Annotated in this window: 34 protein-coding genes; all 34 read left to right on the forward strand. The window is 66.3% G+C overall.

Annotation, left to right across the window (positions count from 1 at the left end):
- Complete coding sequence (locus SAM23877_RS29030) at positions 1–1,113, forward strand: DUF5047 domain-containing protein (protein WP_053139434.1); 1,113 nt, start codon at positions 1–3, stop codon at positions 1,111–1,113.
- Positions 1,110–1,364: a hypothetical protein gene (locus SAM23877_RS29035; protein WP_053139436.1), complete on the forward strand. Its 255-nt coding sequence runs from the start codon at positions 1,110–1,112 to the stop codon at positions 1,362–1,364. The genes SAM23877_RS29030 and SAM23877_RS29035 overlap by 4 nt, the downstream gene beginning before the upstream one ends.
- 35 nt (positions 1,365–1,399) lie before the next feature.
- Entirely contained in the window at positions 1,400–2,002 is a 603-nt protein-coding gene (locus SAM23877_RS29040) for a hypothetical protein (RefSeq protein WP_053139438.1), read from the forward strand.
- 68 nt (positions 2,003–2,070) lie between these two features.
- Positions 2,071–3,252, forward strand: coding sequence for a peptidoglycan-binding protein (locus tag SAM23877_RS29045; protein ID WP_053139439.1), 1,182 nt, complete (start codon positions 2,071–2,073; stop codon positions 3,250–3,252).
- Between the two features lie 7 nt (positions 3,253–3,259).
- On the forward strand, positions 3,260–3,562 hold the full coding sequence (locus SAM23877_RS29050; RefSeq protein ID WP_244903020.1) for a hypothetical protein: 303 nt from the start codon (positions 3,260–3,262) through the stop codon (positions 3,560–3,562).
- Positions 3,563–5,227 carry an SGNH/GDSL hydrolase family protein gene (locus SAM23877_RS29055; RefSeq protein WP_053139442.1) on the forward strand — a complete coding sequence of 555 codons (1,665 nt, stop codon included), beginning with the start codon at positions 3,563–3,565 and terminating at the stop codon, positions 5,225–5,227.
- Between the two features lie 81 nt (positions 5,228–5,308).
- Positions 5,309–5,905 (forward strand): deoxynucleotide monophosphate kinase family protein, encoded by a 597-nt coding sequence (locus tag SAM23877_RS29060; protein WP_053139444.1) that lies wholly within the window; start codon positions 5,309–5,311, stop codon positions 5,903–5,905.
- Between the two features lie 15 nt (positions 5,906–5,920).
- Entirely contained in the window at positions 5,921–6,169 is a 249-nt protein-coding gene (locus SAM23877_RS29065) for a hypothetical protein (protein ID WP_053139446.1), read from the forward strand.
- A 326-nt stretch (positions 6,170–6,495) separates the two neighbouring features.
- Entirely contained in the window at positions 6,496–7,026 is a 531-nt protein-coding gene (locus tag SAM23877_RS29070; RefSeq protein WP_159042013.1) for a hypothetical protein, read from the forward strand.
- Positions 7,027–7,118: 92 nt separating this feature from the next.
- The gene (locus SAM23877_RS29075) at positions 7,119–7,895 is read left to right on the forward strand and encodes a hypothetical protein (RefSeq protein ID WP_053139450.1); all 777 of its coding nucleotides are present in this window, start codon (positions 7,119–7,121) and stop codon (positions 7,893–7,895) included.
- Positions 7,896–8,149: 254 nt separating this feature from the next.
- A complete protein-coding gene (locus tag SAM23877_RS29080) occupies positions 8,150–8,953 on the forward strand; it encodes a PD-(D/E)XK nuclease family protein (protein ID WP_053139451.1) in 804 nt (267 codons plus the stop codon).
- Positions 8,950–9,489: a hypothetical protein gene (locus tag SAM23877_RS29085; protein WP_053139453.1), complete on the forward strand. Its 540-nt coding sequence runs from the start codon at positions 8,950–8,952 to the stop codon at positions 9,487–9,489. Before SAM23877_RS29080 ends, SAM23877_RS29085 begins: the two co-directional genes overlap by 4 nt.
- Positions 9,486–9,659 carry a hypothetical protein gene (locus SAM23877_RS39705; RefSeq protein ID WP_159042014.1) on the forward strand — a complete coding sequence of 58 codons (174 nt, stop codon included), beginning with the start codon at positions 9,486–9,488 and terminating at the stop codon, positions 9,657–9,659. The genes SAM23877_RS29085 and SAM23877_RS39705 overlap by 4 nt, the downstream gene beginning before the upstream one ends.
- Positions 9,660–9,790: 131 nt before the next feature.
- Positions 9,791–9,985 (forward strand): hypothetical protein, encoded by a 195-nt coding sequence (locus SAM23877_RS29090; RefSeq protein WP_053139455.1) that lies wholly within the window; start codon positions 9,791–9,793, stop codon positions 9,983–9,985.
- A gap of 157 nt (positions 9,986–10,142) precedes the next feature.
- Positions 10,143–10,340: a hypothetical protein gene (locus SAM23877_RS29095; protein ID WP_244903021.1), complete on the forward strand. Its 198-nt coding sequence runs from the start codon at positions 10,143–10,145 to the stop codon at positions 10,338–10,340.
- The gene (locus tag SAM23877_RS42150) at positions 10,337–10,828 is read left to right on the forward strand and encodes an XF1762 family protein (RefSeq protein ID WP_053139456.1); all 492 of its coding nucleotides are present in this window, start codon (positions 10,337–10,339) and stop codon (positions 10,826–10,828) included. The genes SAM23877_RS29095 and SAM23877_RS42150 overlap by 4 nt, the downstream gene beginning before the upstream one ends.
- Positions 10,825–11,082 (forward strand): hypothetical protein, encoded by a 258-nt coding sequence (locus tag SAM23877_RS29105; RefSeq protein ID WP_053139458.1) that lies wholly within the window; start codon positions 10,825–10,827, stop codon positions 11,080–11,082. Before SAM23877_RS42150 ends, SAM23877_RS29105 begins: the two co-directional genes overlap by 4 nt.
- Positions 11,079–11,408 (forward strand): hypothetical protein, encoded by a 330-nt coding sequence (locus SAM23877_RS29110; RefSeq protein ID WP_053139460.1) that lies wholly within the window; start codon positions 11,079–11,081, stop codon positions 11,406–11,408. Before SAM23877_RS29105 ends, SAM23877_RS29110 begins: the two co-directional genes overlap by 4 nt.
- Positions 11,405–11,740 carry a hypothetical protein gene (locus tag SAM23877_RS29115; RefSeq protein ID WP_053139462.1) on the forward strand — a complete coding sequence of 112 codons (336 nt, stop codon included), beginning with the start codon at positions 11,405–11,407 and terminating at the stop codon, positions 11,738–11,740. Before SAM23877_RS29110 ends, SAM23877_RS29115 begins: the two co-directional genes overlap by 4 nt.
- On the forward strand, positions 11,737–12,036 hold the full coding sequence (locus tag SAM23877_RS29120) for a hypothetical protein (protein ID WP_159042015.1): 300 nt from the start codon (positions 11,737–11,739) through the stop codon (positions 12,034–12,036). The genes SAM23877_RS29115 and SAM23877_RS29120 overlap by 4 nt, the downstream gene beginning before the upstream one ends.
- The gene (locus SAM23877_RS29125) at positions 12,033–12,416 is read left to right on the forward strand and encodes a hypothetical protein (RefSeq protein ID WP_053139466.1); all 384 of its coding nucleotides are present in this window, start codon (positions 12,033–12,035) and stop codon (positions 12,414–12,416) included. Before SAM23877_RS29120 ends, SAM23877_RS29125 begins: the two co-directional genes overlap by 4 nt.
- The gene (locus SAM23877_RS29130; RefSeq protein WP_053139469.1) at positions 12,413–12,910 is read left to right on the forward strand and encodes a C40 family peptidase; all 498 of its coding nucleotides are present in this window, start codon (positions 12,413–12,415) and stop codon (positions 12,908–12,910) included. Before SAM23877_RS29125 ends, SAM23877_RS29130 begins: the two co-directional genes overlap by 4 nt.
- A gap of 123 nt (positions 12,911–13,033) precedes the next feature.
- Complete coding sequence (locus tag SAM23877_RS42155) at positions 13,034–13,354, forward strand: HNH endonuclease signature motif containing protein (protein ID WP_218922753.1); 321 nt, start codon at positions 13,034–13,036, stop codon at positions 13,352–13,354.
- A 326-nt stretch (positions 13,355–13,680) separates the two neighbouring features.
- Entirely contained in the window at positions 13,681–14,463 is a 783-nt protein-coding gene (locus SAM23877_RS29140) for a recombination directionality factor (protein WP_053139473.1), read from the forward strand.
- Positions 14,464–14,561: 98 nt separating this feature from the next.
- Positions 14,562–15,092 carry a DNA cytosine methyltransferase gene (locus tag SAM23877_RS29145; RefSeq protein WP_053139475.1) on the forward strand — a complete coding sequence of 177 codons (531 nt, stop codon included), beginning with the start codon at positions 14,562–14,564 and terminating at the stop codon, positions 15,090–15,092.
- A gap of 265 nt (positions 15,093–15,357) precedes the next feature.
- Positions 15,358–15,903: a DNA (cytosine-5-)-methyltransferase gene (locus tag SAM23877_RS41455; protein ID WP_244903022.1), complete on the forward strand. Its 546-nt coding sequence runs from the start codon at positions 15,358–15,360 to the stop codon at positions 15,901–15,903.
- A gap of 1 nt (position 15,904) precedes the next feature.
- On the forward strand, positions 15,905–16,180 hold the full coding sequence (locus SAM23877_RS29155; protein ID WP_053139478.1) for a hypothetical protein: 276 nt from the start codon (positions 15,905–15,907) through the stop codon (positions 16,178–16,180).
- Positions 16,177–16,920, forward strand: coding sequence for a phiSA1p31-related protein (locus SAM23877_RS29160; protein WP_053139480.1), 744 nt, complete (start codon positions 16,177–16,179; stop codon positions 16,918–16,920). The genes SAM23877_RS29155 and SAM23877_RS29160 overlap by 4 nt, the downstream gene beginning before the upstream one ends.
- Positions 16,921–16,993: 73 nt before the next feature.
- A complete protein-coding gene (locus SAM23877_RS29165; protein ID WP_053139483.1) occupies positions 16,994–17,542 on the forward strand; it encodes a phiSA1p31-related protein in 549 nt (182 codons plus the stop codon).
- A gap of 68 nt (positions 17,543–17,610) precedes the next feature.
- Complete coding sequence (locus SAM23877_RS39710) at positions 17,611–17,775, forward strand: hypothetical protein (protein WP_159042016.1); 165 nt, start codon at positions 17,611–17,613, stop codon at positions 17,773–17,775.
- Positions 17,772–17,972: a hypothetical protein gene (locus SAM23877_RS29170; protein ID WP_053139485.1), complete on the forward strand. Its 201-nt coding sequence runs from the start codon at positions 17,772–17,774 to the stop codon at positions 17,970–17,972. The genes SAM23877_RS39710 and SAM23877_RS29170 overlap by 4 nt, the downstream gene beginning before the upstream one ends.
- A complete protein-coding gene (locus SAM23877_RS29175; RefSeq protein WP_053139487.1) occupies positions 17,969–18,208 on the forward strand; it encodes a hypothetical protein in 240 nt (79 codons plus the stop codon). The genes SAM23877_RS29170 and SAM23877_RS29175 overlap by 4 nt, the downstream gene beginning before the upstream one ends.
- A complete protein-coding gene (locus SAM23877_RS29180) occupies positions 18,208–18,432 on the forward strand; it encodes a hypothetical protein (RefSeq protein WP_053139489.1) in 225 nt (74 codons plus the stop codon). Before SAM23877_RS29175 ends, SAM23877_RS29180 begins: the two co-directional genes overlap by 1 nt.
- Positions 18,429–18,563 carry a hypothetical protein gene (locus SAM23877_RS41840; RefSeq protein WP_280518083.1) on the forward strand — a complete coding sequence of 45 codons (135 nt, stop codon included), beginning with the start codon at positions 18,429–18,431 and terminating at the stop codon, positions 18,561–18,563. Before SAM23877_RS29180 ends, SAM23877_RS41840 begins: the two co-directional genes overlap by 4 nt.
- Positions 18,564–18,618: the final 55 nt, after the last annotated feature.

Consider the following 18,618-nt stretch of genomic DNA (forward strand, 5'->3'; position numbering starts at 1 on the left):
ATGTACCCCGTCAGCCCCACGTTCCTCCGAACCCTGGCGACATCCCACACGATGGTCGCCAGGGTCGACGCCTACTTCGGCGGTCAGCTCGTGCGCTCCAACCTCCCCTTCGACAGTGGCTCCGTCACCGTCGACCGCGGAAGCAAGAGCCGGCGCAAGCTGTCCCTCACCATCCCCGATCCCTCGCTCCTGCCCTGGGGTGAGACGGACGTACTCGCTCCCTACGGTCAACAGCTCGTCGTGTCCCGCGGCATTCGCTACACGAACGGCGCGGAGGAGTGGGTCCCACTCGGCACATTCCGCGTCGACAATCCGTCGGGTGACGTCCACCTAGGCCCGATAACCGTGTCGGGGACGTCGATGGAGTCGGCAATCATCGACGACAAGTTCCAAGTCCCGACCACCACTCGGGGATTGGGCGGATGCGTCGACGCAATGACGACGCTCATCCGTCAGACGCTCCCCAACGCCGTAGTCACGAACATGACGACCGGCAACCGCAATCCGAGTGTCGCCGTGGCGACGTGGGACGCCGGAAACGACCGTTGGGACGCCATCACGCAAATCGCTCGCGCGATGAGTGCGGAGATATACGTCGATGCTCTGGACCGCTTCGTCGTCACCGACCTACCCGACGTCGTAAACGGTCCCGTTGCGTGGGACATCACGGAGGGGGAGGGCGGAACGCTCATCTCTTCCGCGCGTTCTGTGTCACGAACGGGCGTTTACAACGCCGTTGTCGCGTCGGGCGAGAACAGTGCATCCGGGTCAGCTCCAGTAAGCGGTACCGCCCGCGACACTGACCCGGGAAGTCCGACGAGATGGGGCGGCCCATTCGGCAAGGTGACGAAGTTCATTTCGTCTGCCCTATGGATTACAGCGGGCGACTGCCTGAGCGCCGCGAATTTCGCTCTGTTCGACGCTACGGCGCCGAATGTAGAGACCTCTCTCGACTCCCTCCCCAACCCCGCGTTGGAGGGTAACGACATCGTCCGCATTGCCCACGCAGGCCGAAAGGAGCGGTACCTAGTGCAGTCCCTGACGGTCCCTCTGACGGCCGACGCGGACTTCGCCGTGACTCTCCGCGGAGGGAAGGAGGACGAGGCCCCGTGAGGCTCTCCACACAGCTCAGAGACGCAGTTCAGCGCCTCGTAGTCCAGACCGTCGAGCAGCGCGCGGCGTCGTGGTTCCTGGCCAAGGTGACCGTCGTGAACGCCAACGGGACCGTCGACATCGACACCGCACGCGGACCCGTCGCGGGTGTCCGCCGGCTGAAGTCCTATTCCGCCCCGGCGGTGAACGACGTCGTCAAGGTGTCGCGTAACGCGGACGGCAATTGGATTGTCGACGGCGCTCTTGCCTGATCTATTCGTAAAGCGCTGGAGGAGGCGCCACACACATGCCCCGTAAGGATCTGTACGGCCAGGGAATTCAGTCGCCGGTACTCGGCGACGCGCCAGACATCGAAGAGGCCACTAAGGGCATCGTCGACGGCATCGTTCCTAAGACCATCATGCGTTTCGCCAACGCCAACGCGCGTTCTGCGGCGTTGTCAGGTGCCACGGCTCCCGTTCCGGGAATGGTCACCTACCTGATAGCTGAGGACCGCTTCGACAGACGGGACGGCGATAACGTTTGGCGACCGTTGTCCCCCGGGCCGTGGAAGCCGTTCTCGTTTGCGTCGGGCTACAGCGCGCACACCGGCGCGCCTGCCTATCGAATCATCAACGGTGAAGTCCAGCTCCGCGGAGTGGTGCGGAGGACGAATGGCGCGGACCTGGTGCTGAATACCGAAACGTCGCTCGGAACGCTCCCGGCGGAAGCCCGTCCGACGGCCTGGCGCTACTTCCTAGCCCCGACGCAGTTCACCAACGTCAGCGGCGTCAGCTATTTCAGCGCCCGAATCGGCGTGGCCCCCGACGGCACCATCAACTACATTATGCCGCTCAAGTCTTCGAGTAACTGGATTGGCCTCGACGTCGTCCGCTTCTCTCTCGACTAAACGCCACCACACACCGCATCACGCCCCGCAGCGACGGGGCCTTTTTCATGCCCTGGAGGGGATCGCGCATGCCCGAAATATGGATCACGGAAGCGGAGCGGCTGGGAGACGGCAGCATCGGCGGATCGATGGACACCCCGTCGGCGCCACCCCGCGTCGTCTGGCACACCACGGAGTCGGGCGCCGGTAACACAGCCTTCAACGCCGTCGGCTCCTACCTCATCCGCGCGGCCTCTGAGCCGCACATCCTCTACGACCCCACCACGGACCGCCTGGCGCAGTACGGCCCACTGAATCAGTCGGCGCGAGCCCTGGCGAACGACGGGTCGACGAGGACGAACCGCACCGGACGCGTCTGCATCCAGATCGAGGTACTCGCCCGCGCCGGCAAGCCCTTCACCAGCTACTGGAAGCCGGGCCCAAACTTCCGCGCCCTCATGCGCGCCATCCGCTCGTGGGGAGTCCCGGACACCTGGCCCGCCGGCTCCTGCGCCCCCGGCGCCTCTCGCCCCCGCACCACGTGGGCGACGAGAGGAGGGCACTACGGTCACTGCCACATCCCGGGTAACGATCACTGGGACCCGGGCAACATCGACCGTTCCGCCATCCTGAAGGCCGCGGGAGGAAGCGGCACGGCTCCGCAGGGCGGCAGCTCCGGCGGCTCGTCCGTCGCCCGCTATCAGGTGACGATCGGTGGCCTGAAGTACGGCTACGGCGCCGAGGGCGCGCACGTGACGGCCGTGGGCAAGGCTCTCGTCGCGCAGGGATGCTCCGCCTACTCCGACGGCCCGGGGCCGAAGTGGACTGACGCGGATACCAAGAGCTACCAGAAGTGGCAACGCAAGCTGGGCTACTCCGGCACCGACGCCGACGGAGTCCCGGGGGAGTCCTCCCTGAAGCGGCTACTGGGCACCCTGCCCGGAGCCTCGAAGCCGGCAGCTCCGAAGCCTCCGGCGAAGCCCACCGTCGACCTGTCCAACGTGGTCGCTGCGGCACGTCGTGACCCGGGCCTCCGCCAGGGCGGCACGACCCACGCGGCTGACGTCCGCATCGTCGAAGCAGCGCTGAAGGCGGAGGGCCTCCTCTCCTCGACCTACGCGGGCGACGGCTCCTTCGGCTCGACGACCGTTGCGGCGTACCGCAAGTGGCAGCAGCGATGCGGCTACACCGGCTCCGCGGCCGACGGGATTCCCGGCGAGGCGTCCCTCGAAAAGCTGGGCGCGGAGCGCGGCTTCAAGGTCAAGGCGTGAGCGCCTCGTGGAAATCCTGATCGCCATCATCGGCGCCATCGGCGTCATGGGTGCGGCGGCAGTGACGGCGTCCATCCCCCTCATCAACCGCCGCACACGCGGGGCTGTGGAGGCGGAGGGCGTCGTCACCCGGGAGGCCGTGGCGGAAGCCGTCACGGCCCTTGGGTCCCAGCTCAATGCCCGCATCGAAGACGTCCGCGACGACCTCGACGAGGTCCGCGAAAACCTAGCGCGCGTCCGCGAATGGCAGGCCGGCCACGACGCCGAACACCTGCTCATCGGACGCACCCAGCCACCACGAGGAGAATGAATGGCCATCCCCGCCGGCATCGCGACGGTTGTCGTCACGGGCCGATACATCCGCCCCGACGGGTCGCCACTGACGGGGACCGTCACCTTCGAACCACCTCCGCGCCTGACCTTCCCCGACGCTGACACCATCAGCGCGGGCGCTGCCACGGTGGCGCTGGACGGTGACGGCGCGTTCCTGGTGACGCTCATTGCGACCGACGTCCCCGGGATGCAGCCGGAGGACTGGACGTACACCGTCACTGAGCGCATGGCCAGAGCGCCAGAGCGCACCTACCACGTCGCACTTCCCTCCGCCACGCCTGCCGTCGACCTGGCGGACATCGCCCCCGCAGACCCTGCGCACGGAGATTACGTCCTCATCACCGGCCCCGCGGGGGCGGACGGGGAGGACGGCACGCAGCTCCTGAGCGCCTCTGGCGCACCGACGAACGGACAGGGCGCCGACGGTGATTTCTACGTCGACACCACGCCCGGGGACCCGACGCTCTACGGCCCGAAGGCGGGGGGCACTTGGCCCACGGCCGGCATCTCCTTGGGACGTCAGCCCGACAGAGGCGTCTACGTTCCGCGCGGCTGGGGCGAGCACTGGCGGGCGAAGAGAGACGCTGCCGCAGCGGGCAAGGCAAAGATCATCTTCATGGGTGACTCCGTGACGAAGGGCTACTACGTCAGCAACCTCGTCACGAAGAGCTACCCGGGCGTTATCCGGACCGCCCTCCAGACCGCCTACGGCGACGGTGGGTCGGGCCTCTACTCCGTGAACCGGTCCGCGGCCATCGTCGGCGCGAAGCCGGAGGCCGTGGCTGCGTGGTCGGCCAACGGCTCCATCATCGCCACCACGGGCACGTGGACGGATACCGACCTCTACTACGGCCCCGGCATCTCCAGCATCTACGCGACGGCTGCGGCAACCGCCACGTTCTCCGTGCGCGGAACCACGCTCAAGATCTACACCCTGGCGGGCGTCAACACCCCGAACGCCGGCTACACGTACTCCATCGACGGAGGCGCTCCCGTCGCAGTCCCTGACCCGGGCCTCTCCTCCGGGTCGACGAGGACGACGACCGTCACCGGCCTCTCCGCCGGAAACCACACCGTGGTCATCTCCTACAACGGCTCCGCTGGAGCCCGACTCCAGCTCATCGGCGTCAGTGCCGAGAACAGCACGGGCGTGGTGGTCGACAACGCGGGACGCTCCGGAGTCCGCTCTGACCACTACGCCGTCAGCGGCACGGGCAACACCCTATGGCACGGCGGCAGTCTCAACCCCGCTGACCTCGTCGTCTACTCCCTGGGGCTGAACGACGCCAACCAGAGCGTCGCGCTCGACACGTGGGCGAACAACACGTATCAGATCCTGAACACCATCAAGGGCGCGGGGAACGGTGCGACGGATCTCCTGATCCTCCTCCAGCACCGCGGGAGCTTCGCGAGCACCCCGTACTCGCAGTACGGCGCCAGGGCGCGGGGCATCGCGGAGGAGTACGGAGCCGCCCTCATCAACCTCTGGCCGATGGGGCGCAACAATTACACCTACTGGAGTGAGCTGGGCTACTGGGGCACCGCAACCAACCCCGGAGCGGCAGGGGCGGACACGGTCCACCCTTCCGACGCCGGCCACCAGTACATCGCGGACCAAGTGCTCCCTCTACTGATGTCCTAGAAGATCTTCGCTCCTCTGCGTCACATCCGTCCCGGATTACGACACAACCCCAGAGACAGGACGCAGAGGGGATGAGGACGCATGAACATCGGCATCATCGGCCGCGCACGGGTCGGCAAGGACACCGCCGGCAAGTGGCTCGTCGACAACCGCGGGTACCGGCGGGTCGCCTTTGCGGACGCGCTGAAGGAAGCGGCGCTGAAGGTGGACCCGATCATCGGTTGCTTCGCCGACGAGGACACGCACGCTGCGACAACCGTGCGGCTGGGGGAGATCGTCCGCACGCTTGGCTGGGAGCTGGCCAAGGAAACTCCCGAAGTCCGCCGCTTCCTCCAGGAACTCGGCGCAGCCGTTCGCGCCATCGACGAGGACTTCTGGCTCCGTGCCGCGATGAAGACGGTCATGGAGGCCAACGACGGCGGTGTCCCCGTGGTCATCACCGACGTCCGCTACCCCAACGAGGCTGCGTCCCTGAAGCGCGCCGGCTTCCGCCTCGTCTACATGGAGCGCCCTGGGGTGCCTCGGATGGACCACGCGTCGGAAAACTCCCTGACACCTGCGGACGCCGACGACTACATCCACAACGCGGGCGACGTCGACGAACTTCACCGCATGGTCGAAGCCCTGTGGGACGACGTCTACCGCGTCGAGTCCGCCCGCCATGTCAACCGCCTCTAACCACGAAAGGCACTCATGTTGAAGAAGCTCCGCACCTACCTGAACGACCTCACCCTCCGGGCCTACGTCCGTGCTCAGATCTTCGCCGCGCAGGAGCCCGTCCGCCTGCGTGCGGCCCTGACGTCGCTCGCCCTGGCCGGCGCAGTCTTCGTCCCCGGCCTGGCGCAGGAACACACTGCGTCGATGGTCGGCGGTGTAGCGGCCGTCGTCCTGCCCGTCCTCGTCGGTGAGAACGCCCGACGGAAGGTGACGCCGACGGAGTAACAACTGAGCTGCACTGAAAGCATCTGAGCCCCCTGGTTCTTCGGAGCCAGGGGGCTTTTTGCGTTGTGGCGAAAGACGCTATACAAACGCCCGTTCGAATCCCGCACCGGCCATCTCTTCATATCAAGGGAGGAGAGGGCTTTCATGCACACCGCACGCGTAAAACGACTCACGTGCTTGACCAGAACTTGGGAGGTTGTGTGGTCGACATACGTCCTATACTCCGCGACATGCCGACCTCACCCGGCCCGCTTCTATCCGCTGTCAGCACGCTATGGCAGCGACTAAGGAGCAACGTGCCAGATCTACCCGACATTGTCCCCGCCGTGTCGCCGACCACCCGGCGACTGGACCACGGCCAAGAGCGGTGGGCACGCGACGAGGAGGGACGAGTATCGGGCCTCGTTCTTACCGTCGATGTGCTGCAAGAGGGCCCTGAGTGCGCCCTAGACATGATCCTCCACGATGCGGCGCACATACTGTGCTGGACGCGGGGGATCGCTGAGACGACCATGCACGGCGTCTACCACAACGCCCAGTTCCTGACGGCCGCGGAGGAGGTGGGACTGACATGGCCGGAGGACGCCACACGCGTGCGTGGGAAGGGCTATCACACGCCCGTCCTCACCCCTGAGACAAAGGAGCGGTACGCGGAGAACATGAGGGAGCTGGAGGAGGCTATCCCTCTCGTCCTTCCGCATCTGGAGTTGCCGCCGACGTCGAACCGAGGCCGCGTCGATCGCCTCACGCTCCGCTGCAAGTGCAAGCCGGCACGGAGCTTCCGTATCTCCCGGACCATCGCAGCTCAGGGAGCTATTCACTGCGCCGTATGCGATAACGATTTCACGGAGGACTGATCAACTAGAGCTACCGTGGGGTAAGGTCTCCCTAAAGTCAGTGCTTCACGGTACTCTGCCTCTGGCGGAGGTGCGTCTAGGGAGAGGTCGAGATGAGCCCGAAGGAAGTTGCCCGACTGCGTGACGATGCGGCTGTAAAGCGCGTCAGTGCTGCGAGCGTCCAGGCCCTCGACCTCGAAACCATCGAGAACGAAGCGACTCCGACGCTCATCGCTCGTGGTGCCGCCTACGCTCGCGAGTACGCCGCCATCGAACACAAGCCAGAGCTACTCGCGAAGAACATTGCTGTGGTTCTCCTGGCGCTGCGGAAGCGTCATGACGACTGGCTTGGGCGGATGGGTGACTACCGACGTGATGCGGCAGAGGTCTACAGCGCTGCCAACATCAGGGATCGAGAGCAACTGAAGCGGCTTCAGGCGAACGTGCGCTACCACGTCGGCAACATGGTGCGCCGCCACCTCACCCCGCGGGAGCTGAAGGCGCTAGAGCTGAAAGACGCCTCGCCACTGGAGCGTCAGCAGGACCGGCGAGCGACGGACACAGCCATTCTCCGCGCGACGAAAGTGGCGGCTGACGTGGAGGCTTCGACTCCGAAGACGTCGAAGGCAGCGAAGAAGCCGAAGGGCCAGGCCGCGGAGGAGATCGTCCCCACGCAGGGCGGAGGTCCCGGTACCGGTGTCAAGGCGACTGCCGACCACCTACGCCTGGCTGAGGTCGCGGCCGGCATCGTCAGTAAGCTCGACGTCGACGTCATCGACGGGCACATGACCGACGGTCAGCGTGCCAGACTCGACGAGGAGCTTGCGGAGATGGAGCGCACCGTCCGCCGGCTGCGCCGACACCTGAAAACTCGCAGGTCAGAGGACTGATCCGCCTCCCCGTCGACCAGCCTCCCCGTCCTCCGCGGGCCAAACTCCAGGCCAAAGTGTCGAACTAACCCCTACTTTCACTTTCTCTCTATGCGCGTTAGAGAAAAGTTGAAAGTAGGGGTTAGTTTGCATTTTTGGCCTCAGTCTGGCCAGTGGAGGAGGACGCGGAAGATCTTCGACGGCCCGCGTCACATGCGCTCCGGATTACGACATAACCCATGTGTAAGCCACTGACGGACTGCACAGGGAGCCACATGGCAGGCGTGAGCACCATCAAGCGCGGCGACAGCCGCTTCTACATCGACCCCGACGACGGCGACATCAAGGTCCCGGGCGTGACCAGTGTCGGCAGCATGCTGCCGAAGGACTACCTCATGTACTGGTCCGCGAAGGAGGCTGCGGAGGCGGCCGTCACCAACTGGGACATCGTCTCCCAGCTCGTCCAGCGTGACCCTGCCGGCGCCGCCGACTACCTGAAGAACGCGCACCGGCGGAAGTCGAAGGCCGCGAGTGACCTGGGCACCGCCGCGCACGACTACTTCGAGCGACTCGCGCGAGGCGAGACGGTCAACGACCGCTCCGTCCACATGGACGTGAAGCCTCACGTCAGGTGGTTCCGCGAGTTCCTCCAGGAGGTTCAGCCGGAGTTCCTCTACATGGAGGAGACGGTGTGGAGCGACAGCCACCGCTACGCCGGCTCCTTCGACGCCATCGCGAAGGTGGACGGGGAGGTCGTCATCCTCGACTGGAAGACGTCGAAGTCGATCTACGACTCCGTAGCCCTCCAGCTCTCCGCCTACCGCTACGCGGACCGCATCATCCTCGCGGAGTCGGGGGAGTCGGTCGATGTCCCGGAGATGGTCGGCGGAGCCGCCCTGCACGTCCGCCCGGAGGGCTGGGCGCTGCACCCGGTGAAGTGCGACCGCACGGTGTTCGACACGTTCCTCCACCTCCGCGGCGTCTTCGACTGGGAGAAGGAAGGGAAGAAGAAGGTCATCGGCAAGCCGATTGCCTCCGGTGGAGAGTTCGTTACCGGCACTCAGAGGAGAGCGGCGTGAGCGGGACGAAGAGCACCTACCTGGGCCATGAGACGACGTTGACGGAGTACACCGACCCGGTCCGTGTGGAGCTGACCACCATGGGGCGCGGCCCTGTTGCGATGGAGGAGAATTCCAGCGGGCAGCGCTGGACCTTCGATATTCCAGGAATGTCGTGGTACGCGCTTCGGGGCCACATCCGCGACACTGATCCCGTCCGTGCGGAGCTGGAGAAGTCTCTCGACGACGCCCGGAGTACCATCGAGCGGCTCAGCGACGACCGCGACCACTGGGAGCAAGAGGCGGAGAGCCGGCAGAAGGAAGCCGACCTCTGGAAGTCCCTCGCCGCACGTCAGGACAACACAGCTCCGCTCCGCACGGAGCTGGACAGCGTCAAGCGCGAGCGCGACTACTGGCATGGTCGGTTCGAGGGCGCTCAGGCGAACGCGGAGTACGTCCGTGAGCAGTACGGGCGCCCGGACGAAGTCGACGAGCTGAAGGCCGTCATCGTCAGCCAGGCGCGGGAAATCGCGCGACTGAAGGGGGAGAGCGAGTGAGCAAGTACGGCGAAGGCGTGCGCGAGCCGTTCGCAACATCGGGACTCATCAACGTCAGCATCGAGGACTACGACGGCAGCAGTCACACGAGTATCCATCCCGACGAGGCCCGTCTCCTCGGGCTCCGCCTGATCAAGATGGCCGACGAAGCGGAGGCGCAGGAATGGTGAACGACGCTCCTCCTCGTCCTGGGCGCTGACGCACTGGCGGTCGTGACGTCGAAGTTCCGCAAGTAGCACCAGTCGCACACGCGGGGCGTCCACACCGGGCGCCCCGCTTCGCATGCACACAGGAGGAGAGCGTGAAACGACTTACGCGACACCTGGCCGTCGTCCTGGCCCTCGTCGCCGCCCTGGCCATGCTCGCGGCCTGCGACATCGACGACACCGCTCAGCCGTCGTGCGTGGAGGTCGACGTCGACGCTCCGAAGGTGAAGAAGCCGACGGGCCCGAAGATCACCGCCCCCGCACTGCGCATCCCGACGAAGAGGAAGTGACATGGAAGGCGCCGGAGTAGTCATCCTGATTGCCCTGATCCTCCTGCTTGCGTCCAGTCACAAGCCGAAGAAGTAGCGCCAACCACACACGCACGGCCTAGCCCCCGGTTGCCACGGCGCCGGGGGCTTTCGGCGTAGGACGACACAGAGGAGAGACATGATCAACGGCGGAACCACCATCCACACGGCCGACGGATCGACGGTCAACGTCACCCCGCGGGGCCTGGAGTACGACCTCCACGTCCGTAACGCCAGGGGCGAGACCGTCGCCACGGTGGTCATGAATCAGGACGACCTCGACGCCCTCTACGAGGAGCTGGACGCGCACACGACGGTGGAGTGGGAGGCGGCATGAGTCTGCACGTGCGACCGCTGACCCTGAAGGAAGCTAACGCCCTCGTCGGCTCCTGGCATCGGCATCACCGTCCCGTGGTGGGCCACCGATTCAGCATCGGTGTGTTCGACGAGGGAGGCGCCCCTCATGGAGCGGCCATAGTCGGCCGGCCTGTGGCGCGGGCCGTAGATCAAAGCGCCGTCGCGGAGGTCACAAGACTTGTGACGGACGGGCACAAAAACGCGTGCTCGATGCTCTACGCGGCAGCTGCGCGGGCGGCGTCGGCGATGGGGTTCGAGCGCATTCAGACGTACACCCTGGCGTCGGAGCCTGGCACTTCGTTGCGCGCTTCCGGGTGGGTGCTCGACGGGACCACCCGGGGCCGGTCGTGGTCGTGCGAGTCCCGTCCTCGCGTGGACACGCACCCCACGGAGGACAAACAGCGATGGGTGCGTGTTCTGAATCCGGGTTGGCAGGCGTCCGACAGCGACAGCCGGGAGGCGGCATGACGAAGCGCGAAGCACTGATCCTCACCCTCGCCGGCTCCCTGGCAACCTCCGGCATCGGCCGCTACGAGGAGCACTACGCCAGGGCGGAGAGGCTCGTCGACGAGGTGTTGGCGGAGGGAGCGCACGAGTTGGCGGAGGAGGGCCGGAAGTTTGTCGGTCCCCGCGCCTACCTGGGCGAGCCGGACCACGTTACGCGCTACGTCGCCGGCTGGCACGACGCTCTAAACCGTATCGACCCGGAGGTGTCCTCATGATGGACCACGTCACCCGACAGATGATCATCGTCAACCAAATCCTGGAGGAGCGCGACGCACAGGACGCCCTCTTCGGCCGGCAGGACGACCTACCGAACGGCACGGGGGCGGAGGAGATGAAGCAACTAGCCGACCGCTATCGGTACGCCTGTGATGCAGCGTTCGCGGCTGGAGAGGGCACCCTCCGGCACGTCTTCCTGGAGGAAGTGTTCGAAGCCATGGCGGAGTCCGACCCCGTCAAGCTCCGCGCGGAACTACTCCAGGCCGTCGCCGTGGGCGTGAAGTGGCTGGAGGCCATCGACAAGCAGCAGGAGGAGAGCCAGTGAAGTACATCGACCGATCCGGCGACACCTGGGAGGACGTGTCGGCCGGCATCGTCCGCATCGTCGTCATGGGCGGCGAGCCCGTGAAGTTCGCGGAGCCGTGGGACCGGGACGCCGCGGAGGAGAAGTGGGGTCCGTTCGCTCCGGGCGACACCCCCGCAGAACCCCAGGAAGCCCCCTCTCCCGTCCTCCCGACGGTCGAAGGGGTCATGAGTCGCGCGAGTGTCTTTCAGAGCGCTCACGCCCTCGTGACGGGCCTTGCGTGGGGCGACGAGGAGAAGCCGTCCGTGTACGACGTCCTGAGCGTCGCGAAGTGGCTGGAGGGCGACGAATGAGCATGGCCCAACTCGTCGCAGCCGGCGCCCCGGAACTGCCGGAGGGCTACTTCTACCGGGTGCACACAACGAGCATCCGTTCCCTGAAGGTGGAGATCCGCGAGCAGCGGCGTTTCAGGTCTCGCGCCGTGGCCGACACGTGGGTTCTCGACAAGCTGGAGGAGTCGGCGGAGGAGTCCATCGTCAAGGCGTGCGCACGTGCGTTCAAAGACTGGCAGGAGGCCGACGCAGTGCGCGCGTCGTACCGCGCCGTGTCGGAGTACATCGGAGACCACGACCCGAAGGGCGGGCGATGACCTACACCCTCGCCGACGCCATCCGCGACGAGTTCGAGCGCACCCACCCGAACGGCAAGAACACGCTCCTCTGCGTCGGCCTGTGCCGGCGGCGCAAGGACCGGAACGACTTCCGCGAGACTCCCTGGCACGGACGTGCGGCCCGCTGCACGAGCTGTGAAGGGCTCCGCTACGTCGACGAGCTTCGTTACCGCCAGGCGTGGGAGCTGGAGCAGGAGCGGGCGAAGGTGCGGATGCTCGTCCGCCATATCCAGCGGCTCCGGCTTCAGCGGATCGTCGAGCGTGCGCCGGCACTGCACTTCCTGACGGAGCCCATGCCTGAGGCTGAGCGACGACGCAAGCGCGCACGACTCACATTGCAAATGGAGAGGAAGCGATGACACCTCAACCCGGCGACTTCGCCCTCACCCGTATCAAGGGCATCACCGGCGCCTTCGTCTCCGCCGGCCAGTACCTCGTAGGCGACGGCGCACCCGTGCACCATGCCTTCGTCTACGTCGGCAACGGCTACATCGTCCAGGCTATGCCGGGCGGGGCGGAGAAGATCCGTCTCGACGAGGCGTCGGAGCCGGTCCTGTGGTCGACGGGCGCCTTCAACCTGACGGCCGCGGAGCGCATGCGGATCTGCTACGAGGCGCGGAGCCTCGTCGGGACGCCGTACAGCTTCCTCGACTACGCGTCCATAGCGCTGGCTCACTGGCGCATCCGTCCTCAGTGGGTACGGGACTACGTCGCCGCCACGGGCCACATGATCTGTTCCCAGCTCGTCGACGAGGTGTACCGCCGTGCCGGCGTGGACCTCTTCGCCGACGAGCGCATCCCGGGCGACGTGACCCCCGGGGACCTTAATCGGCTGCTCGTTGGGAGGCGATGAGTGGAGGTAGAGGAACGCTTCTGGGCGAAGGTTGACTTCGACCCGCATGACGAAGAGCGGTGCTGACGGTGGCAAGGCGGCACCGTGACGCGGGGAGGGTACGGGCAGTTTGCGCTTCAGCGGGTGAACGTCCTTGCTCACCGCTTGGCGTATGAGTTGGAGCGGGGAGACATACCAGAGGGGTTGGACCTGGACCACCTTTGTCGTAGTCGGGGCTGCGTGAACCCCTGGCACTTGGAGCCCGTTACCGAGCGGGAGAACGCGTTGCGGGGCGAGGGGCCGACCGCGCAGAACGCGCGTAAGACAGCCTGCCCGCAGGGGCATCCCTACGACGTCCATGGCACTGAGGCGGACGGGTCGCCACATCGGCGATGCAGCCGGTGTTCTCGTGCCTCGGGCCGGGCTCGCCAACGTAGATACCGAGAGAGGAAACGCCATGACTGACGCTCGCCGTTACCGCCTCGCCTGGCTTTCCGCCCGACGGCGAGTAGCCCGTGAGTCCGTCATGGCGACGGAGGCGGTCGAGCACCTCAGCGCCGACCGGGACCGGTGGCGGCAGCGCTACGAGCGCCTGGCGGCAGATCTGGAGGCGTCGCGTAAAACGACTCACGCGTCCCTCGTCGACGTGGGTCCCGACGGGGAGGGCGGAAGCGTCGTGAAACTCGCCGAAGTCCCCGCGTCACATCCGCCCGGGATTACGACATAACCCATGTGTAAGGCCGAACAAGGCCGCACACACCACGCACACCGCCAACGAAAGGCACTCACACATGGCGAACAACCTCGCGAACATCTGGGACGCTGACCCCGACGCCGCTCCGAAGGAGCGCCCCTCCTTCTCCGACGACATCGCGGGCCGCTTCCGGTCCGGCCGCCTCGTTAAGACGGGGCGGACGGAGACGCCGGAGAGCCTGAACGAGTGGCGCGTCACCACGGGTGACCCCAGCGTCGCAGCGAAGGTCGCGGAGATCCTGGGCGGGAAGCCGGAGTCGTGGGAGACGGACCGGGAAGACAACCTGGAGATCCTCACCGACGCCAAGACGGTTCAGATCATCATCGAGCCCGACGGCGTCGACGCGAGCTTCAAGCAGTTCGTGCCGGGTGCTGGGATGACGCACCACTGCGACGGCTTCAAGTACCTGTCCCCGGACGAGGACAAGGGCCAGCCCTGCGGCTGCCCGTCGTACATCGCGGAGCGCAAGACGGCCGCCGACAAGCTCCGCGGACCGAAGCCCAGCGTCGACGTCACCTTCCGCATGGCGGACGCGCCGGACCTGGGGAAGTTCAGGTTCAACAGCGGCTCTTGGAAGCTCGTGGAGGCCCTGGGCCCGCTCTTCGCCGACCTCGACAAGCACGGTAACGCGGGCGACGAGGAGAACGGCGTCGACGGTGTCCCGACCCGCGCGTCACTGACCATCGAGAACGTCACCTACGTTCCGAAGAAGGGGCCCCGCGCCGGCCAGACAGTGAGCTACAACAAGCCGGTCATCAAGATCTTCGGCCCCGTCGCCGCTGAGGTCGCGGAGGACGAGGGCCTGAGCCAGGCCGCGTAAGCACCACACGCACCGCGAGCAACGCAAGGCGCCGCTCCCAATGATTCCGGCACTGGGAGCGGCGCCTCCCACGATTCTACGCACACTGAGGTGAAGCAGTGTCCGAACCTGAAACGAGTCAGCCGAAGATCCTCGAACTTTGCGCAGGATACGGGGGCATCGGGTTGGCTGTAGAGCCCCTCATCGACGGACAAGTCACCCACGTCGCTGAGGTAACCAAGCACGCCTGCAAGATCCTGGAAGACCGGTTCCCCGGAGCCGAGAACATCGGGGACGTCACGAAGTACGACTGGAGCGCCCTCGTCGGCCGAATCGACGTGATCACCGCAGGGTTCCCCTGCCAGGACATCAGCAACGCCGGCAGGAGAGAGGGCATTAATGGGAAGCGGTCGGGGATCTGGAAGCAAGTCGCCGAAGCTGTTGGGACACTTCGACCGAAGTACGTCTTCCTGGAGAACGTCGCAGTCCTCCGAACTCGGGGGCTCGACGTTGTCGCCCAGGACCTGGCCGAAGTCGGGTATGACCTCCGGTGGACGACTCTACGAGCTTCCGACATCGGTGCCGCCCACCATCGGAGCCGGTGGTTCGGGTTCGCGACTCCCGCTGTTTCCCACCCCGAAGGCATCTGACGGGCCGCACGGAGGACTCAACCAGCGCAATGGGAATGGCGAATACGACGCGCTGCCGAGCATGGTGGTGCACCTCCTCCCTACACCGACGGCGGCCGACGCAAGAGGGACTGCCAACTTCCGCGCGGACGGCACGCCGTACGGGAGCGGGTACGGTCCCACCCTGACGGACGCCGTTCGTGTGCTTCTGCCGACACCAACAGCACGCGATTGGAAGTCCGGGGCGTCAAACCTGCACGGCCGGAACTCTCGTCCGCTAAACGAAGTGGTGCTCACACTTGCGGAGCCGACGAAGTTCTTTGGCACGCCAAGGGCGTCATCAGCCAACGGACCCGGGCGGCTCGACAACCCCAAGAACCAGAGCCGGCTTGAGACGCAGGTGGTTCTGCTCAAGACACCCACGGCAAACCTGGGGACCAACGGCGCCGCGCAGCATCCGGACAAGAGGAAGGCCGGAGGACACGGCCCGACACTGGACGATGAGGTCACGTACCTGATTCCCGAGCCGGACGGCCTAGTGCAGGACTGGGGGCCTTATGAGCCGGCCATCCGACGTCAGGAAGCGTGGATGGACCGCGAAGCGCCAATCCCCACGGAGGTGGGGCCGCGCGGAGGACGGCGTCTGGCTGCTCGGTTCGCCGAGTGGCTCATGGGCCTTCCTGACGGCTGGGTGACAGACACTCCGGGGCTGAGCCGGGGCAACCAGTTGCATGCGATCGGTAACGGCGTGGTGCCCCGGCAGGCGTATTACGCCTTCAAGTCCCTGATGGAACACCAGGCACACACGGAACAGCACACAGAGGAGAGCTGACATGGGCAAGGCCCGACTGACCGACTACACGGGCGCGGAGATCCGCCCCGGCGCCCTCGTCTCCTACGCGACGCGACAGGGCAACCTCGTCCGCCTCTCTGAGGCCGTCGTCCTGGAGCTGGAGAGCAACAAGGCGGCCGGCGTGGTCGTGCCGCTCGTCAAGGTGAGGCCGACGGGGCGCGACTCCGGCTTCATCAGCCGCAAGACACTGGCCGTTCAGACGGTCGCCGCGGACCGCATGGTCGTCATCGGTGACACGAAGGGGGAGAGCAAGTGAGCGACGTCTTCGAGGTAGGGCAGAAGGTCCGCGTCCCTGGCGAAGCGGAGGGAGAGGTCACCTACGGCCCGTTCCGCAGCACCTTCGGCAGTTTCACGGGCTACGTGGTGCGGGTCCGTGGCATCGAGCGGCTGTACCGGGAATCGCACTTGGCCGCCGTTCCCACGCTGCCCGTCTTCGCCGTGGGGGACACGGTGACGCTGACGACGCGGGATTCACTCGCAACCGTCGAGTACGGTCCCTTCGACGACCGGGACGTCTACGTCGTGAAGCTCGTCGACGCACCGTCTGACCCTGACGACGTCCGCACCTTTACGGCGCTCGCAAGTGTCATGCGGAAGGTGGAGACGCCGGCCGTCGCGGTCGGTGACCGGGTGCGGGTGACGCGTGCCTTTGCCGTGAGCAACTGGCTCGGGCGGGTCGGAACGGTGACGTCAACCACTGAGCGTTTCCGGGAGAACCTGGGAGACCTCCACCGCTATGTGGTGGACGACGGCTCCGATAGCGTTTACGCCGCCGAAGTTGAGCCCGTCACCGACGAGGACACCTACGAGTACAACGGCATGGTCTACGACCTGGTGGCGAAGTACCGGGACCGGGACGGCGACGTGTGGCGCCTGAAGCGCGTCAACGGCATTGTCCGCGCCCGGTGGGACGGCGAGGAGGACCCCACGACGGACAGCAACACCCTGGCGACCGTCGCGAGCACCTGGGGCCCCCTCACCCGGATCACCGACTGACCATCCCGCACCCCGCGGCCCCGGACACCGACGATCCGGGGCCCTCACACGAGCTACTCACGGAGGAGAGAGCATGGCGTTCAAGGTTGGCGACAAGGTGGATCACCGGACCTTCGGCAAGGGCGAAGTCGTCTTCGGCCCGTTCGAGCACACCATGGGTTCGGACTTCTACCTGATGAAGCAGGAGCACGACGGTGCCCACGCGCTGACGGCGGGCGAGGCGCTCACACAGGCCGCGAAGTTCAAGGTCGGCAACAAGGCGCAAGGGACCTACTCCGGTCGGGTCTACACCATCGTGGGCGGGCCGTACCGGGGCCCCGCGGGTCGTACGTGGTACGCCACGGAGAGCACCGACGGCATGGTCACCAACAACGACGAGGACGACCTCCTGACCGTCACCCCGGAGCCGGCGAAGGACGAGGCCATCGTCGACGGCGTGACTTACGACCTGACCGCCCGCTACCGGGACCGGGACGGCGACTACTGGACGTTCAAGGACGTCGACGGCACTGTCCGGGGCGAGTGCAGTAGCTACGACCGGGACAACTCCGAGCACATCAGCTCCTACAGCGACCCGCTGGAGTCCGCTGTCCGCAACTTCGGCCCCTTGACCCGCGTCTGACCCTCAGCCCCCGGTGACTTCGGTCCCGGGGGCTTTCGGCGTAGGAGGACCGAGAGAGAAGAGGGCACATGGCAACGATCCGTAAGCCCGATGTCGTGATCGTCGAGATGACCACGGCGGAACTGGAACTGATCCGCGTGGGGCTCCGGTGCTACCGGACCTACGAGGCGGCAGGGGCCGACGACAGCGACGCGCTGAACCTGCTCAACGACCTGGAGGGCGTCCGTCGATGACCGGCGCCTTCCACACCATCGACGCCGCCATGGCGCCCGCACTGGGCGACGTCCGCAGCGCCGGCCCCGGTGATCTGGTCTACATCCTCCCCGACGCGACGAGCCGGAAGGACTTCCCGAAGTACTGGGAGGCGGCCGGTACAGCGTTCGTGCGGGGAGCGCAGGTGGTTGTTATGAGGAGAGAGGAGAACACATGAGGGACTCATTCGGCACCCGCATCGAAGCCGGGGACTACGTCCTGTCGGCCGCATCTTCCAGCGGCTTCTTCAAGCTGGGCGTCGTCTACCTGGCGCAGTCGGGCCGACTGATGATGGAAGTCACGCGGTCGAACTGGAGCGGCGCCGCCCGGCGCAGTGAGGTCGGCTCGAACGTCCTCGTCCTGCGCAAGGCGGACGGCACGGTGCCGTCGGTCGTGGCGGGGGAGGGCGGCTGATGGGCGTCTTCGACGGTGGGACGCACCGTGTCAGGGTTCTCACGCGGGACGGCGACGAGAGCGACCACTACCCCGACGACGTCCGCGGCTTCGTCGCCACGCTGCGCAAGCGTTCGGACGTGAAGGCGTTCGAGACGGTGTGGGTCCACTTCGCCACGGGTGATGTCGTGAGCGACCTCTCGCACGGGGACATCGACGGCCTCGACGAGGAGGAAGCCGAATGATCGTCCGCGAGCCCGACATGCGCATCGTCCACGCCCTCCCCGATCAGGAGCCCGTGGAGTTCGACAAGCCGCGGAGCGTGTACGCCTCGTGGATCACGGAAGAGCTGATGAGGGAGACGGAGGAAGGCTGACAGTTCCTCCACGACGGCTACACATCTGTAGAGACTCCGTGCTCTCCCGTAACCA

The sequence above is a fragment of the Streptomyces ambofaciens ATCC 23877 genome, assembly GCF_001267885.1.
GTDB classification, from domain to species: domain Bacteria; phylum Actinomycetota; class Actinomycetes; order Streptomycetales; family Streptomycetaceae; genus Streptomyces; species Streptomyces ambofaciens.

What these genes read in the sequence shown, in the direction of transcription:
- SAM23877_RS29030 (WP_053139434.1), top strand. Translation starts at nt 1, where the DNA reads ATGTACCCCGTCAGCCCCACGTTCCTCCGAACCCTGGCGACATCCCAC.
- SAM23877_RS29040 (WP_053139438.1), top strand. Translation starts at nt 1,400, where the DNA reads ATGCCCCGTAAGGATCTGTACGGCCAGGGAATTCAGTCGCCGGTACTC.
- SAM23877_RS29045 (WP_053139439.1), top strand. Translation starts at nt 2,071, where the DNA reads ATGCCCGAAATATGGATCACGGAAGCGGAGCGGCTGGGAGACGGCAGC.
- SAM23877_RS29055 (WP_053139442.1), top strand. Translation starts at nt 3,563, where the DNA reads ATGGCCATCCCCGCCGGCATCGCGACGGTTGTCGTCACGGGCCGATAC.
- SAM23877_RS29060 (WP_053139444.1), top strand. Translation starts at nt 5,309, where the DNA reads ATGAACATCGGCATCATCGGCCGCGCACGGGTCGGCAAGGACACCGCC.
- SAM23877_RS29065 (WP_053139446.1), top strand. Translation starts at nt 5,921, where the DNA reads ATGTTGAAGAAGCTCCGCACCTACCTGAACGACCTCACCCTCCGGGCC.
- SAM23877_RS29075 (WP_053139450.1), top strand. Translation starts at nt 7,119, where the DNA reads ATGAGCCCGAAGGAAGTTGCCCGACTGCGTGACGATGCGGCTGTAAAG.
- SAM23877_RS29080 (WP_053139451.1), top strand. Translation starts at nt 8,150, where the DNA reads ATGGCAGGCGTGAGCACCATCAAGCGCGGCGACAGCCGCTTCTACATC.
- SAM23877_RS29095 (WP_244903021.1), top strand. Translation starts at nt 10,143, where the DNA reads ATGATCAACGGCGGAACCACCATCCACACGGCCGACGGATCGACGGTC.
- SAM23877_RS42150 (WP_053139456.1), top strand. Translation starts at nt 10,337, where the DNA reads ATGAGTCTGCACGTGCGACCGCTGACCCTGAAGGAAGCTAACGCCCTC.
- SAM23877_RS29105 (WP_053139458.1), top strand. Translation starts at nt 10,825, where the DNA reads ATGACGAAGCGCGAAGCACTGATCCTCACCCTCGCCGGCTCCCTGGCA.
- SAM23877_RS29110 (WP_053139460.1), top strand. Translation starts at nt 11,079, where the DNA reads ATGATGGACCACGTCACCCGACAGATGATCATCGTCAACCAAATCCTG.
- SAM23877_RS29120 (WP_159042015.1), top strand. Translation starts at nt 11,737, where the DNA reads ATGAGCATGGCCCAACTCGTCGCAGCCGGCGCCCCGGAACTGCCGGAG.
- SAM23877_RS29125 (WP_053139466.1), top strand. Translation starts at nt 12,033, where the DNA reads ATGACCTACACCCTCGCCGACGCCATCCGCGACGAGTTCGAGCGCACC.
- SAM23877_RS29130 (WP_053139469.1), top strand. Translation starts at nt 12,413, where the DNA reads ATGACACCTCAACCCGGCGACTTCGCCCTCACCCGTATCAAGGGCATC.
- SAM23877_RS29140 (WP_053139473.1), top strand. Translation starts at nt 13,681, where the DNA reads ATGGCGAACAACCTCGCGAACATCTGGGACGCTGACCCCGACGCCGCT.
- SAM23877_RS29155 (WP_053139478.1), top strand. Translation starts at nt 15,905, where the DNA reads ATGGGCAAGGCCCGACTGACCGACTACACGGGCGCGGAGATCCGCCCC.
- SAM23877_RS29165 (WP_053139483.1), top strand. Translation starts at nt 16,994, where the DNA reads ATGGCGTTCAAGGTTGGCGACAAGGTGGATCACCGGACCTTCGGCAAG.
- SAM23877_RS39710 (WP_159042016.1), top strand. Translation starts at nt 17,611, where the DNA reads ATGGCAACGATCCGTAAGCCCGATGTCGTGATCGTCGAGATGACCACG.
- SAM23877_RS29170 (WP_053139485.1), top strand. Translation starts at nt 17,772, where the DNA reads ATGACCGGCGCCTTCCACACCATCGACGCCGCCATGGCGCCCGCACTG.
- SAM23877_RS29175 (WP_053139487.1), top strand. Translation starts at nt 17,969, where the DNA reads ATGAGGGACTCATTCGGCACCCGCATCGAAGCCGGGGACTACGTCCTG.
- SAM23877_RS29180 (WP_053139489.1), top strand. Translation starts at nt 18,208, where the DNA reads ATGGGCGTCTTCGACGGTGGGACGCACCGTGTCAGGGTTCTCACGCGG.
- SAM23877_RS41840 (WP_280518083.1), top strand. Translation starts at nt 18,429, where the DNA reads ATGATCGTCCGCGAGCCCGACATGCGCATCGTCCACGCCCTCCCCGAT.